The sequence below is a fragment of the Pseudomonas sp. SAR267 genome (assembly GCF_052077595.1).
Taxonomy (GTDB): Bacteria; Pseudomonadota; Gammaproteobacteria; order Pseudomonadales; family Pseudomonadaceae; genus Aquipseudomonas; species Aquipseudomonas vlassakiae.
Map to the genome: position 1 here is coordinate 2,519,949 of NZ_JBQIHU010000001.1, position 13,752 is coordinate 2,533,700.

At 62.5% G+C, this 13,752-nt stretch carries 12 protein-coding genes; 3 read left to right on the forward strand and 9 right to left on the reverse strand.

The features are described from left to right. The first annotated feature begins 286 nt into the window (after nucleotides 1-286). A complete protein-coding gene (gene gbcA / locus ACTORR_RS12115; protein WP_313365346.1) occupies nucleotides 287-1,579 on the forward strand; it encodes a glycine-betaine demethylase subunit GbcA in 1,293 nt (430 codons plus the stop codon). A 46-nt stretch (nucleotides 1,580-1,625) separates the two neighbouring features. Here gbcA and ACTORR_RS12120 read toward each other — a convergent pair whose 3' ends face one another. After that, nucleotides 1,626-2,345, reverse strand: a complete 720-nt coding sequence (locus tag ACTORR_RS12120; RefSeq protein WP_313365347.1) for an RHS repeat-associated core domain-containing protein — start codon at nucleotides 2,343-2,345, stop codon at nucleotides 1,626-1,628. Between the two features lie 6 nt (nucleotides 2,346-2,351). Further along, the gene (locus ACTORR_RS12125) at nucleotides 2,352-3,218 is read right to left on the reverse strand and encodes an RHS repeat-associated core domain-containing protein (protein ID WP_313365348.1); all 867 of its coding nucleotides are present in this window, start codon (nucleotides 3,216-3,218) and stop codon (nucleotides 2,352-2,354) included. A gap of 454 nt (nucleotides 3,219-3,672) precedes the next feature. On the opposite strand from ACTORR_RS12125, the gene ACTORR_RS12130 reads away from it, so the two are divergent. Further along, on the forward strand, nucleotides 3,673-3,876 hold the full coding sequence (locus ACTORR_RS12130; protein WP_441343641.1) for a cold-shock protein: 204 nt from the start codon (nucleotides 3,673-3,675) through the stop codon (nucleotides 3,874-3,876). 144 nt (nucleotides 3,877-4,020) lie between these two features. Here the strand turns inward: ACTORR_RS12130 and etfB are convergent, their stop codons facing one another. The 6 genes from etfB to ACTORR_RS12160 form a co-directional block, all read right to left on the reverse strand. Beyond that, nucleotides 4,021-4,791 (reverse strand): electron transfer flavoprotein subunit beta, encoded by a 771-nt coding sequence (etfB, locus tag ACTORR_RS12135; protein WP_099813784.1) that lies wholly within the window; start codon nucleotides 4,789-4,791, stop codon nucleotides 4,021-4,023. Between the two features lie 10 nt (nucleotides 4,792-4,801). Further along, on the reverse strand, nucleotides 4,802-6,034 hold the full coding sequence (gene etfA, locus ACTORR_RS12140) for an electron transfer flavoprotein subunit alpha (RefSeq protein WP_441343642.1): 1,233 nt from the start codon (nucleotides 6,032-6,034) through the stop codon (nucleotides 4,802-4,804). Continuing rightward, nucleotides 6,034-7,986, reverse strand: a complete 1,953-nt coding sequence (gene dgcB, locus ACTORR_RS12145) for a dimethylglycine demethylation protein DgcB (RefSeq protein ID WP_054886045.1) — start codon at nucleotides 7,984-7,986, stop codon at nucleotides 6,034-6,036. The genes etfA and dgcB overlap by 1 nt, the downstream gene beginning before the upstream one ends. A gap of 173 nt (nucleotides 7,987-8,159) precedes the next feature. Then, on the reverse strand, nucleotides 8,160-10,220 hold the full coding sequence (gene dgcA, locus ACTORR_RS12150; RefSeq protein ID WP_054886692.1) for a dimethylglycine demethylation protein DgcA: 2,061 nt from the start codon (nucleotides 10,218-10,220) through the stop codon (nucleotides 8,160-8,162). Between the two features lie 15 nt (nucleotides 10,221-10,235). Then, nucleotides 10,236-10,766 (reverse strand): DUF5943 domain-containing protein, encoded by a 531-nt coding sequence (locus tag ACTORR_RS12155; protein WP_054886693.1) that lies wholly within the window; start codon nucleotides 10,764-10,766, stop codon nucleotides 10,236-10,238. A gap of 76 nt (nucleotides 10,767-10,842) precedes the next feature. Then, the gene (locus ACTORR_RS12160; RefSeq protein ID WP_016392223.1) at nucleotides 10,843-11,820 is read right to left on the reverse strand and encodes a dipeptidase; all 978 of its coding nucleotides are present in this window, start codon (nucleotides 11,818-11,820) and stop codon (nucleotides 10,843-10,845) included. A 284-nt stretch (nucleotides 11,821-12,104) separates the two neighbouring features. On the opposite strand from ACTORR_RS12160, the gene ACTORR_RS12165 reads away from it, so the two are divergent. Continuing rightward, nucleotides 12,105-12,506, forward strand: coding sequence for a lysozyme inhibitor LprI family protein (locus ACTORR_RS12165; protein WP_054886694.1), 402 nt, complete (start codon nucleotides 12,105-12,107; stop codon nucleotides 12,504-12,506). A gap of 181 nt (nucleotides 12,507-12,687) precedes the next feature. Here the strand turns inward: ACTORR_RS12165 and ACTORR_RS12170 are convergent, their stop codons facing one another. Beyond that, on the reverse strand, nucleotides 12,688-13,632 hold the full coding sequence (locus ACTORR_RS12170) for a GlxA family transcriptional regulator (protein ID WP_313365379.1): 945 nt from the start codon (nucleotides 13,630-13,632) through the stop codon (nucleotides 12,688-12,690). Between the last annotated feature and the right edge of the window lie 120 nt (nucleotides 13,633-13,752).

Here is a 13,752-nt window from a genome sequence, read left to right on the forward strand (position 1 = left end):
CGGCCGACTATGGCCCTTTTTATGGCTCCGATAATGCGCAAGCCGTGAGCGACGTACATTCCTGCCAGCGACATCGGCGTGCTTATCGCGACCAGCCCCGCGCTACAAGGGCTGGCGCGTCGTAATTCAAATCGGCCATGTCGCCCATGGATACGGTTCATGGCGCCTTCGGACGCACACTCCACGGCAAAACAACCAGCTGTTTGTTTGCGAAAAGCAGCCTTGCGGCACCACAACAACGATTAGCCACCTTTAGCCGGCCGCGCACGGCCCCGAGGAATACACGATGGACGTCACCGCAACCCTGAGCCTGGGCGATCCACTGGAACCTGCACGCAAGGCCACCGCCGAGATGCTGCAGACCCGCGAGCGCACCTACTCGCTGCCCCAGCCGTTCTACACCGACGAGCGTCTGTTCCAGATCGACATGCAGGAGATCTTCCAGAAGGAATGGCTGATCGCCGGCATGACCTGCGAGATCCCGGCCAAGGGCAACTACATCACGCTGCAGATCGGCAAGAACCCGATCCTCGTGGTGCGGGGTGCCGAAGGCAAGGTACACGCCTTCCATAACGTCTGCCGCCACCGCGGTTCGCGTTTGTGCGTGAGCGACAAAGGCAAGGTGGCCAAGCTGGTCTGCCACTACCACCAGTGGACCTATGAGCTGGACGGTCGCCTGCTGTTCGCGGGCACCGAAATGGGCGCCGATTTCGACATGAAGCAATACGGCCTCAAGCCTGTGCACGTGAAGGTGGCCGGCGGCTATATCTTCATCAGCCTGGCGGAAAACCCACCGGCTATCGACGAGTTCCTGGCCACCCTGGACCACTACATGGAACCGTACGACATGGAGAACACCAAGGTGGCGGTGCAGACCACCTTGATGGAAAAGGCCAACTGGAAGCTGGTGCTGGAAAACAACCGCGAGTGCTACCACTGCTCCGGTTCCCACCCAGAACTGCTGCAAACCCTGCTGGAGTGGGACGACACCAACGACCCTCGCGCCGACCAGGCCTTCAAGGACCACGTGGCCGACTCCGCCGCTGCCTGGGAAGCCGAGAAGATCCCGTACCTGCACAAGAGCCACGGCCTGCGTAACCGCATCGTGCGCATGCCGCTGCTCAAGGGCACCGTGTCGATGACCATGGACGGCAAGCAGGCCTGCCAGAAGCTGATGGGCCGCATCAAGAACCCGGACCTGGGCTCGATGCGCATCCTGCACTTGCCGCACTCGTGGAACCACTGCATGGGCGACCACATGATCGTGTTCACCGTGTGGCCGATCAGCGCCCAGGAGACCATGGTCACCACCAAGTGGCTGGTGCACAAGGATGCCGTCGAAGGCGTGGACTACGACCCGGAGCACATGCGCAAGGTGTGGGACGCCACCAACGACCAGGACCGCCGCCTGGCCGAAGAGAACCAGCGCGGGATCAACTCCACTGCGTACCAGCCTGGGCCGTACTCGAAGACTTACGAGTTTGGTGTGGTCAACTTCATTGACTGGTACAGCCAGCGGATGTTGAACAACCTCGGGGCGGAGCCGGCGCCGTATCTGAAGGAAGTGCAGGCGCAATAGCCAGGTCGAACCAGGCAGGCAAGCGATTGGCTGCCTGGTGCTTGGCTCATCCACGAGCAGGCAGATCTACCGCGTTCCCACGAATCCTCTGCATGATATTTTTGCCTGCCGTCAGCACCGGGGTTACCCCTGTCAGGATCCCCAGTGCTTCAACGGCTACACTGGGCAACTGGGCTGGTGACTGCCACAGATAGGGCACCACCACAGCCGCATGCTGCTGGATATTCAGCAAGCGCTCCGTGACACCAAGGCTGGTGGCCGCAGCCCCCACCACGATACTGTCCTTTATCAATGGAACGCTTGGACTGCCTAGTTCGGACCAGACCAAAGCCGATGCAGTCACTTTCAAAGTACCCTTGTGTGTCTTGGCGAGTACCTGAAGTTGCTGGGTAAGTGAAGGCGCGGCATTCTGCAAACGCCCCTGTACGACTACCTTGAGCGCTGACAAGACCCCATCGATGACGTTGAGGGCACCCTCTGCCAAGGCTGTCAGGAAAAGTGAGTTCGGTACGGAGAATGCGCCATTGCGATCGACTCGATTGACAGGATCGCCGGAGCAATAGCTGTACGCATTGATGCCGCCTATACCGAAGGGGCTCAGGGCATCAGCGCTATGGAATCTCATCAGTAATGGGTCGTAGGTACGATGGCCGCGGCCAAGATGATAATGGCCAGTCAAAGGGTCTCGATATTCGCCGCAGAATGCCAGGCGCGAGTTGGGCATGCCATGAAAAGTACCGTAGACAGTGAAGGTACGCGCGTCCATGGAAAATCACAGTCGGATAGTTTGGATCGATCCTGTGGAGTGCCGTCTCTCGCGCCTGATGCTGCTGGCGGATTCCGCTGGAGAAGGCTGTCGAGACATATCAATGTTCACGACATGCGGGTTGACATTGATCACGACATGCCCGGCAGGTTGCTGAGCCAGTTGCACTTGGGGAGGTGGTGAAGTGGGCGCTGACCGGGCCTTAACAGGCAAAACCTCAAAACCGGATACATACCTGAGATTCTGCCCGGCCACGCTCGCAACCTGCCTCAAGCCACCCGCCAAATTTCTTGCGATGGTGACTCCGGACTTGATGATCGACGACGCATTGCCAAGACTTATCATGCCCAAGGCTACTGGCTCCAATCTTTGCGAGCCGCTGAACAGCATGCCCACTCCGGTCAGTACCAACGCAGACTCGACCATGAGCTGTCGACTGGCCCAAAGCGCCGAGCGGCTCTGGATTCTGCTCGTCAACGCAGCAAGGTTGAGGCCGACATAAGCTGCAACTGATGTGGATCTGGTCATTTCGATTGACCCCAGAACAGTCCAGAACTTGCCAGAGGGGTCGATGTAGTTGATGGGGTTTCCAGCGCAATAGGCGTAGGAATTGAGTCCACCCTGGCCAAAGGGACTCAGATTATCGGGACTGAGAAAACGCATCAGGCCGGGCCCATATAGCCGGTGGCCGTTGCCAAGGTGATAACACGCTGTCAGAGGGTCAAGACGTTGGCCAGCAAACGCGGTCAGCGGACCAGGTGCAACTGGCGCGTATCCATAAGGAGTGAAAGCCCTTTCATACGAGCATTGGTTACCTACAGCGCCCTGAGCCGAACGCTGCATATCTGCCACCAACAAGCAGGATCGTCTCATTGCTCAGCGCTCGGCCCCTGATTTTCGTAACGTCGACAATGACGCCGACGACCCCATCTGGATACTGGTAAAACTGACAGGTCGACCTGGTCAAATATTGATCAAAGCCCTGAATCCCTTTGTTTTAAAGGGCCACAGAGATTATCGAACACCTTGTCCACAGGTCGATAAACAGAATTCCTGAACAACTCTGCAACTGACCTGTGGATAAATACAAAAAACAGCAATTCATCATGGATTTAGCAATATTCGAGTGAGTTGGACGTTCTTTGATCAACTCCCTGAATCCCTTTGGCTTCAGGGCCTGCAGCGAAGCACAAACACTTTATCCACACCTTGGCGAACAGATTCCGTGGGCAAAATTCCGTTGCACCTGACATTTTTGCCAGTTTCGCCAGATCGCCCCTTGTGCTTCAGTGGGTGCCACTATTTTGGCACTACTCAGGAATAACTTATGCACAGGCACCTGAATGGGACGGTGAAATGGTTCGATGAAGGCAACGGATTGGGGGTAATCCACGCCGAGGGGCAAGCGTGGAACTACCTGGTGTTGCGTTGTGCGGCGGTGAACGGGGGATTGTCGGCGGGGGAGCGGGTGTCGTTCCTGCCGGTGACCGAAAGGCTGGCGAAATGGGCGTTCAACGTGGTCCGGCAATAACCGCTGTTTTTGTAGGAGCGGCCTCGTGTCGCGAAAGGGCTGCAAAGCAGCCCCAGCAATATGTGCAATTGCGCTGACATCCTGGGGCCGCTGCGCAGCCCTTTCGCGACACAAGGCCGCTCCTACAAAAAAGTGCGGTCAGGCTCAGCGCAAGACACCCTCCTCCACCAGCAGCTTGAGGATGGCTTCCGCGCCTTCCTGTGGAGAAACATCCTTCAGCACCTTGCCGCCGCCACCACTGGCCTTGGCCGTGGCTGCCTTCATCCGGTCGGCACCGCTCTTAGCCTTGATCACCTTGAGCCGCTTGGGCCTTGGCCGCGCCGGTTGCAGCTCGGCGTCAGCCAGCAGTTCATCCTCGACGATCGCCACATTGCGCGCCGCCAGCACACCCCGGCGCGCCGGGCCGAAGGCGCTCTGGCGCGGCTTGGGCGCTGCGTTATCCACAGTCGCCAGCAACGGCAGGCGCACCTTAAGCCGACGCCGCTGACCGCGCGGCAAGGCCTGCAATACCTGAGCAGTGCCGTTGTCGATCGACTCCACTTCGGCCAGCCCTACCACCAGCGGCCATCCGAGCTTCTCGGCCAGCAGGAACGGCAGCATGCCCGACCCTTCACCGGTCTCGGCCTGGCTGCCGGTCAGCACCAGCTGAGCGCCAGCATCGCGCAGGTAATCACCCAGCACGCCCAGCACATCGGCCCCTGCCGGCTGTTCCAGCACGTCCAGATGGCCCAGGCCCATGCCCAGGTAGGCGCGCAGTGCCTCTTCCCGAGGGTCGCCGGCATGCACCACCTGCAAGTTATCCCCAGCCAGCTGCAGGCCCAGCTCCACGGCGCGGGCGTCCTGCTCGGCGCGGCGAGCTCGCCCGGAGCTGGGATGGGCACCGATGGAAACCAGGCTGATCACTTTCGTACTCATGCTCGTGCCCTTAAGCCGCGTCGCGCTGGCCGCCGCTGCGGAAGTTGTCCACAGCTTCGATCAGTGCCTTGAGAATCGCCGAACTGTCGCCAATCACCGACAGGTCGGCCCGTTTGATCATGTCGCAACCCGGGTCCATGTTGATCGCCACCACCTTGTCGCAGGCGCCGATGCCCTGCAGGTGCTGGATCGCGCCAGAGATACCCACAGCCACATAGACCCGCGCAGTCACCCAGGTGCCGGTGGCACCGACCTGGCGGTTGCGCGGCATGAAGCCGTCGTCCACCGCCACCCGCGAGGCGCCTTCGGTGGCGCCGAGGGCCGCAGTGGCCTTGTGGTACAGGCCCCAGTCCTTGACGCCGTTGCCGCCCGAGACGATGAATTCGGCCTCGGCCATGGCGATGGTCGCCGGGTCGACCGCCACCGCACCCAGGTCCTCGATGCGCGACAGGCTACGCACCACGCTTGTGGACAACTCCACCGGCAGCGCTTCGTGACGGGTTTCGCTGACAGGCTCGGCACACTCCGCCGCCCCCAGGATCAGGCGGGGCACAGCACGTTGCAGGTCTTGCTGGCCGGCACCGGCGCGGCCGATGCACTGGCCGTCCTTGACCTGCCAGACACGCGTCGCCGGGCGCTCGCCGAGCGACGCACCGAGGCGCCGGCCCAGCTCGCCGCCGCCGCTGCGGCTATCGGGCAGCAGCCAGTGACGCGGAGCGAACTGGTTATCCACAGCGCGCAGCCCCTGCACCCGTTGCTCTGGTGCATAACCTTCGAATGCCTCGCCATCGAGCACCAGCAGGCGATCGACACCGGCTGTGGAAAAGTTGCTTTCCTTGTGTTCACCAAACACCACCGCCAGCACTGCGCCGTCGCTGCCGGCCAGGCCATGGGCCAGGCCCAGCAGGTCGCGGTCGTGGCTGCTCAGGCGGCCACCGACCATGTCCGGTACCACGGCGATGTAGAACGCCGGCGCCGGAACCTGGTGCAGCGGTAGCTGTACTTCGGCTGCCGCCGTACGCCGCCCGCCGACACCAGTGCCCTGCTGGGCACCGCTGCGGTCGATGCGCTTGAGCCCGGCCGGACCGATGAAACCTGCGGCAAGCGCATGGGGATTCTTGCGGATCAGGCCGTTGGGCCCCATCCAGCGGGTCTGTTGCGTCTGCATCGCCGCATGCAGCGGATGCAGACGGTTACGGGCGATCCACTCGGCGCGTGGGTCGCGGCGGATAATCTCGCTCATCAGTGCACCTCCGCAGGTTCGCGTTTAACCGTTGGCGACTTTGGGGCCGCGGCAGCTTCCTCTTCGATCAGCACATCCGCCACCAGCTCGGCGAGGTCTTTGATCTGGGGACGCGGTTCAACCACACCTTCGAGCATCGCGGTGCATTGTGGGCAACCCACAGCCACCAGCTCGGCCTCGGTCTCGCGGATATCGTCCATGCGCATGTCCGGAATCCGCTGTTTGCCAGGGATGTCGGTGATCGGCGCACCGCCGCCACCACCGCAGCACCGGGAACGGAAGCCCGAACGCGCCATTTCGCGCACTTCGATACCCAGCGCCTTGAGCACTTCACGCGGGGCTTCGTATTCACCGTTGTAACGGCCCAGGTAGCACGGGTCGTGGTAGGTGACGCTGCCACCTTTGTGTTGGCCGAGGTTCAACTTCCTGGCCGCGATCAGTTCGGCGATGTAGGTGCTGTGGTGCAGCACCTGGTAGTCACCGCCCAGCGCGCCGTACTCGTTCTTCAGCACGTGGAAGCTGTGCGGGTCGCAGGTGACGATGCGCTGGAACTTGTACTTGGCCAAGGTCTGGATATTGCGCCTGGCCAGTTGCTGGAAGGTCGCTTCATCGCCCAGGCGGCGCGCCACGTCGCCGCTGTCGCGCTCTTCCAGGCCGAGCACGGCGAAGTCCACACCGGAAGCCTTGAGTACCTTGACGAACGAACGCAGGGTGCGCTGGTTACGCATGTCGAAGGCACCGTCACCGACCCAGAACAGCACCTCGGTGGACTTCACCTCCGACAGCAGCTGCAGGTTGAGGTCGGCCGCCCAGTTCATTCGCCCGCCGGGGGCGAAGCCGCCAGGGTTGTCGGTGGCGATCAGGTTTTCCAGCACCTCGGCGCCCTTGTTCGGGGTCGCGCCCTTTTCCAGAGTCAGGTGGCGGCGCATGTCGACGATGGCATCGACGTGCTCGATCATCATCGGGCATTCCTCGACGCAGGCCCGGCAGGTGGTGCACGACCACAGCGTCTCGGCATCGACCAAGCCGTTGACGATCGGCTGGTGCGGGTTGCCGCTGTGTTCACCCAGTGGCTTGCCTGGGTAAGGGCTGCCGGCAAAGTTGGCGTCACTGCCACCGGCCAGGCCGATGACCATGTCCTGGATGAGTTTTTTCGGGTTCAGCGGCTGGCCGGCGGCGAACGCCGGGCACATGGCTTCACATTTGCCGCACTGCACGCAGGCATCGAAGCCGAGCAGCTGGTTCCAGGTGAAATCCACCGGCTTTTCCACACCCAGCGGCGCGTTCGGGTCTTCCAGGTCGAGCGGCTTGAGGCCGGTGGAGCGGCCGCCGCCGAAGCGCTCGGCACGGCGGTGCCAGGCCAGGTGCAAGGCACCGGCGAAGGCGTGTTTCATCGGGCCGCCCCAGGTCATGCCGAAGAACAGCTCCGACACGCCCCACAGCACACCCAGGCCGAGAATGCCGACCATCACCCAGCCGCCGGTATTGGCCGGCAGGATGCCGGCGACCGGCAAGGTGGCGATGAAGAAGCTGGCAGCGAATACCAACAGGCTCTTGGGCAGGCGCATCCAAGGGCCCTTGGACAGGCGCGCAGGCGGGTTCAGGCGGCGCTTGAAGACGAAGATGGCGCCGGTGAACATGATCACGGTGGCCACCAGCAGCGCGTAGCCGAGGATCTTGCTCTGCAGGCCGAAGCCGTGCACCAGGATCGCCAGCGCAGCCGACAGCACGAAGCCACCGGCAGTGGCCACGTGGGTCTTGGACATGTACTTGTCGCGCTCGACCACGTGGTGCAGGTCGACCAGGTAACGCCGCGGCATGGCCAGCAGGCCGCCGATCAGGTTGACCTTGCTCGGCCGGCCACGGCGCCACATGCGCACCCGGCGCAGGGCGCCGAGCACTGCCAGGCCAAGGGCAGCGAACAGCAGGATGGGTAGAAGGGTGTTCAACATGGGAGGCTCCCACAACAGCGGTTGCAAGGGGTTCAGGCCCCTGGAATCCTGCACAGGCCCTGTGGGAGCGGGCGTGCCCGCGAATGCGTCAGATCAGACAACTCTGTTGTTCATGCTGACGCTTTCGCGGGCTCGCCCGCTCCCACAGGGGCCGGTGTGTGCCGACAGTGCGATCAGAAGTCCTTGCACAGGCGCAAGGCGTCGTAGATCGCCGCATGCACGTTGCGCTGGGCCACGCAGTCGCCGATGCGGTACAGCAGGTAGCCCTCGCCCGGCTGGCTGAGGATCGGCTGCGGCTTGATGGCGAACAGCGCCTCCACGTCGATCTGGCCCTTGTTGCGCGACCCTTCCTTCAGCGCGTAGTACAGCTGCTCGTCAGGACGCACGCCGTTTTCCACTACCACCTGGTCGACGACACGTTCTTCCTTGGCACCGGTGTATTCGTTCTCCAGCACCGCCACCAGCTTGTCGCCTTCGCGGTAGACCTTTTCCAGCATCATGTCGCCGGTCATGATCACTTCTTTCGGGTACATGCTGCGGTAGTAGGTCGGGAAGGTCGTACCGCCCATGGCCACGCCCGGTTTGATGTCGTCGGTGACGATCTCGACCTGGCTGCCCTTGTCGGCGATGAAGTCGGCCACCGACATCCCGGTGAATTCGCAGATGGTGTCGTACACCAGCACGTTCTTGCCCGGCGCAACCTTGCCGTCGAGCACGTCCCAGCTACTGACCACCAGCCCTTCGGCAGCGCCCCAGTGTTCGTTCTGCTCAAGGAACGAATGGCCGCCAACCGCGAGCACGATGATATCCGGGCGCAGGTCCTGGATGGTCGCCACGTCAGCGGCGGTACCCAGGCGCAGGTCGATCTTCAGGCGGGCGAACTCCAGCTGGTACCAGCGGGTGATGCCAGCGATCTGGTCGCGCTGCGGTGCCTTGGCGGCGATGGTGATCTGCCCGCCGATCTGGTCCTTCTTCTCGAACACGGTGACGTCGTGGCCGCGCTCGGCCGCCACGCGGGCCGCCTCCATGCCGGCAGGGCCGGCGCCGACGATGACCACCTTGCGTTTCGGCCCGGTGGTCTTCTCGATGATGTGCGGCACGCCCATGTATTCACGGGAGGTCGCGGCGTTCTGGATGCACAGCACATCCAGGCCCTGGTACTGGCGGTCGATGCAGTAGTTGGCACCGACGCACTGCTTGATCTGGTCGATCTGGCCCATCTTGATCTTGGCGATCAGATGCGGGTCGGCAATGTGCGCGCGGGTCATGCCGACCATGTCGACGTAGCCGCCTTCGAGGATACGTGTGGCCTGGTTCGGGTCCTTGATGTTCTGCGCGTGCAGCACCGGAACCTTGACCACTTCCTTGATGCCGGCGGCCAGGTGCAGGAACGGCTCTGGCGGGTAGCTCATGTTGGGGATGACGTTGGCCAGGGTGTTGTGGGTATCGCAACCCGAACCGACCACGCCGATGAAGTCGATCATGCCGGTGGCATCGTAGTAGGCGGCGATCTGCTTCATGTCCTCGTGGCTGAGGCCATCGGGGTGGAACTCGTCACCGCAGATACGCATGCCCACGCAGAAGTCGTCGCCGACTTCGGCCCGCACCGCCTTGAGCACTTCCAGGCCGAACTTCATGCGGCCTTCGAAGGTACCGCCCCATTCGTCGGTACGCTTGTTGACCCGCGGGCTCCAGAACTGGTCGATCATGTGCTGGTGCACGGCCGACAGTTCCACGCCATCCAGGCCGCCCTCTTTGGCACGACGCGCAGCCTGCGCATAGTTGCCGATGACCCGCCAGATCTCTTCCACCTCGATGGTTTTGCAGGTGGCGCGGTGCACGGGTTCACGGATGCCCGATGGCGACATCAGGGTAGGCCAGTTGAAGCCGTCCCAGCGCGAGCGACGGCCCATGTGGGTAATCTGGATCATGATCTTGGCGCCATGCTTGTGCATGGCGTCAGCGAGGTTCTGGAAGTGCGGGATGATGCGGTCGGTCGACAGGTTGACCGACGACCACCATTCCTGCGGGCTGTCGATGGCCACCACGGACGAGCCGCCGCAGATCGCCAGGCCGATGCCGCCCTTGGCCTTCTCTTCGTAGTACTTCACGTAGCGGTCGGTGGTCATGCCGCCGTCAGTGGCGTAGACCTCGGCATGCGCGGTACTGAGCACGCGGTTGCGGATGGTCAGTTTGCCGATCTGGATCGGCTGGAACATTGCTTCGAATGCCATGACGCTTTCTCCGGCTTACAACGGCTTGACGACGAACAGGCCATCTTCGTGGCCTTCTTCCGAACCGCCGTAGACCTGCTCGGCCACGGTGCGGATCGAGCTGCCGCGGGCAGCGAGAATCTGGTCCATGGCGCCGGCGAACCAGCCGGTGAACATGTAGTCGACCTTGCGGCCGCACTTGCCATAGACGTACACGAATGCGGAATGCTTGAGCTTGACGCTGCAGGTGCCCTTGTCCAGGTCGATGTCCTGGATCTCGAACAGGCCCCAGCCACGCTGGCTCAGGCGCTTCATGTAGTGCTCGAACACCGCCACGCCTTCCAGGCCATGGCATTCGGCCTCTTTCTCGCACCAGTGCCAGGCCGACTTGTAGCCGGCCTTGTAGAGGATCTCGGCGTAGGCGTCAGCGCCCAGCACTTCCTCGATGCCCATGTGGTTGTTGACGAAGAAATGGCGCGGCACATACAGCATCGGCAGGGCGTCGCTGGTCCAGACACCGGTCTCGCTGTCGACTTCGATTGGCAATTGCGGGGCGATCTTGGCCATGGAAACTCAACTCTATAAAATTTTTATGTGGGTGCCCCGGCGTTGCTGGCAGGGGCTATCAGGCTTGGAGAGCGGCTTACTCGCCCCAGACGTCCTTGAGGACGTTGACCCAGTTCTCGCCCATGATCTTGCGCACCACGCGCTCGGAATGGCCGCGCTTGAGCAAGGTCTCGGTGAGGTTGGGGAATTCGCCGACAGTGCGAATGCCCAGCGGGTTGATGATCTTGCCGAAGTTGGTCAGGCGACGGGCGTAGCCCTTGTCGTGGGTCAGGTACTCGAAGAAGTCCTGGCCGTGGCCCTGGGTGAAGTCGGTACCGATACCGATGGCGTCTTCACCGACGATGTTCATGGTGTACTCGATGGCCTCGGCGTAGTCGTCGATGGTCGAGTCGATGCCCTTGGCCAGGAACGGCGCGAACATGGTCACGCCAACGAAGCCGCCGTGGTCGGCGATGAACTTCAGCTCGGCGTCAGACTTGTTGCGCGGGTGTTCCTTCAGGCCCGAAGGCAGGCAGTGGGAGTAGCAGACCGGCTTCTTCGATTCGAGAATCACTTCCTCGGAGGTCTTGGAACCGACGTGGGACAGGTCGCACATGATGCCGACGCGGTTCATCTCGGCGACGATCTCGCGACCGAAACCCGACAGGCCGCCGTCACGCTCGTAGCAACCGGTGCCGACCAGGTTCTGGGTGTTGTAGCACATCTGCACGATACCCACGCCCAGCTGCTTGAACACGTCGACGTAGGCGATCTGGTCTTCGAACGCATGGGCGTTCTGGAAGCCGAAGAGGATGCCGGTCTTGCCCAGTTCCTTGGCCTTGCGGATGTCGGCGGTGGTGCGCACCGGCATCACCAGGTCGCTGTTGTCGCGGATCAGCTTCTGGCTGGCGGCGATGTTGTCCACAGTCGCCTTGAAGCCTTCCCAGACCGACACCGTGCAGTTGGCCGCAGTCAGCCCGCCTTTGCGCATGTCCTCGAACAGCTCGCGGTTCCATTTGGCAATGATCAGGCCGTCAATGACGATGCTGTCGGCGTGAAGTTCGGCTGGGCTCATCAGGCTGTCCCCTTTGTTGATATGGGCCGCGCCAAATCTTCTGTCGGCGCTTTGGGGCCAGCATATGCCTGTGCCCTGCGACGCCCCGGTGCAAAAACGACAGGGGGTTTGCCGAAAGCGTCAATGCGCGACATCGCGCCCTCTGGCGCGCCGCCTGGCGATGAGAGACAGTCTCGATAACGACATCTCACGCCACTTCATGAACATTTCGTCAGGGAGCTATCGTCTTGTCTGCGGCTGAGCGAGAATCCAGCCGATTCGTCAGCCTGTTAAGGAGAAAACGGATGAAATCAATGGCATGGCTGGTACTGCTGGCGGTCGTCTCGGGCGCCCACGCCGGCGAGGAAGAAAGCACCCCGTGCGACAACGTCGAAAGCGACCAGCAGACCTTTGCTTGCGCGACATTCAACAAGCAGACCGCCGAGCGCGAACTGAAAGCGGCCTATGACGACCTGATCCAGCGCATTCGCGACCAGTATGCCGACGAAGGCGACAAGGCCACCGCCCTGGTCGGGCGCATGGACGCCGCCGAGAAACTGTGGGCGCAGCTGCGGGATGCCGACTGCAAGGTCGAGACCTATGCCGAGAAACCCGGCAGTAAGGCGTTCCAGGCGGCCTGGGATACCTGCGTGGCGCAGCGCAGCGATGACCGCTCGGAGTACCTGCAGTCCATCGGCCAGCAATAATCCTGCTCCGGCCTCTTCGCGGGTAAACCCGCTCCCACATTGACTGCGCACGTCTCAAGGACAATGGTGCACCTGCCTCTTCGCGGGTAAACCCGCTCCCACCCTGACTGCGCAAGTCTCAAGGACAATGGTGCACCTGTGGGAGCGGGTTTACCCGCGAAAGGGCCGGCACTGGAGAGCATCAGACTACCCGGGCCAACCGGTCCTCCCGCGGACACTGCTCGAACCGTCCCCGGTAGCAGCGGGTAAAGTAGGAAGCCGACTCGAACCCGCACGCCACCGCCACTTCCAGCACGCTCATGTCGGTCTGGCGCAACAGCTGCCGTGCCTTGTCCAGCCGCAAGCGCAGATAGAAGCCGCTGGGTGTGTCGTCCAGGTGCAAGCGGAACAGCCGCTCCAGCTGCCGCCGGGTCACCTGCACAGCATCGGCCAGCACCTGGGTATTGAGCGGCTGCTCGATATTGCGCTCCATCTCGCCGATCACCTTGACCAGCTTCTTGTTGTTGATGCCGTAGCGGCTGGCGATCTGCATGCGCTGGTGGTCCTGGCGCGGGCGGATGCGCCCGAGCACGAACTGTTCGGACACCTGCACCGCCAGCTCGCTGCCGTGGGCCTGGGCGATCAGGTCCAGCATCAGGTCGATCGATGCGGTGCCTCCGGCACAGGTGATACGACGCCGGTCGATCTCGAACAGCTCCTGGGTCACCTGCAAACGTGGATAGCGTTCCTTGAACGCGTCCAGCGCCTCCCAGTGCAAGGTTGCGCGGTAGCCATCGAGCAAGCCGGCCTCGGCCAGCACCACCGGGCCGGTGTCGATTCCGCCAAGGATCACCCCATCATGATCGAGCCGACGCAGCGCCTGCTGCAGCTTCGGACCATAACAAGCCAGCGGCTCGAAGCCGGCGACGATCAGCAGCACGCCGCCCGCCTCACCCTCCCCCAACGCGCCATCGGCATTCACCGACATGCCGTTGCTCGCCTCCACCGCCCCGCCATCCAGGCTCAGCACGCGCCAGCGGTACGACGGCCCCTTGAAGCGGTTGGCCACGCGCAGGGGTTCCAGTGCGCTGATGAAGCCCATCGCCGAGAACCCCGGCAACAACAGGAAATGAATCAGTTGCGGCATTGCATGCTCCACGGCTGAAGGTGGTCGCCTCCGTGCAAATCTTGGTCGCCAGGGTGCGATTTTCGCCCCTGGCAGCAGCGTAGCGTGTTCACACGGCCCAGAGAGGCCGGCCCCTATAAA

Coding starts and splice junctions, on each gene's coding strand:
- dgcA (WP_054886692.1), bottom strand. CDS start 10,220: ATGGCATTCGAAGCAATGTTCCAGCCGATCCAGATCGGCAAACTGACC.
- ACTORR_RS12155 (WP_054886693.1), bottom strand. CDS start 10,766: ATGGCCAAGATCGCCCCGCAATTGCCAATCGAAGTCGACAGCGAGACC.
- ACTORR_RS12125 (WP_313365348.1), bottom strand. CDS start 3,218: ATGAGACGATCCTGCTTGTTGGTGGCAGATATGCAGCGTTCGGCTCAG.
- ACTORR_RS12170 (WP_313365379.1), bottom strand. CDS start 13,632: ATGCCGCAACTGATTCATTTCCTGTTGTTGCCGGGGTTCTCGGCGATG.
- gbcA (WP_313365346.1), top strand. CDS start 287: ATGGACGTCACCGCAACCCTGAGCCTGGGCGATCCACTGGAACCTGCA.
- dgcB (WP_054886045.1), bottom strand. CDS start 7,986: ATGTTGAACACCCTTCTACCCATCCTGCTGTTCGCTGCCCTTGGCCTG.
- etfB (WP_099813784.1), bottom strand. CDS start 4,791: ATGAGTACGAAAGTGATCAGCCTGGTTTCCATCGGTGCCCATCCCAGC.
- ACTORR_RS12130 (WP_441343641.1), top strand. CDS start 3,673: ATGCACAGGCACCTGAATGGGACGGTGAAATGGTTCGATGAAGGCAAC.
- ACTORR_RS12160 (WP_016392223.1), bottom strand. CDS start 11,820: ATGAGCCCAGCCGAACTTCACGCCGACAGCATCGTCATTGACGGCCTG.
- ACTORR_RS12165 (WP_054886694.1), top strand. CDS start 12,105: ATGAAATCAATGGCATGGCTGGTACTGCTGGCGGTCGTCTCGGGCGCC.
- etfA (WP_441343642.1), bottom strand. CDS start 6,034: ATGAGCGAGATTATCCGCCGCGACCCACGCGCCGAGTGGATCGCCCGT.
- ACTORR_RS12120 (WP_313365347.1), bottom strand. CDS start 2,345: ATGGACGCGCGTACCTTCACTGTCTACGGTACTTTTCATGGCATGCCC.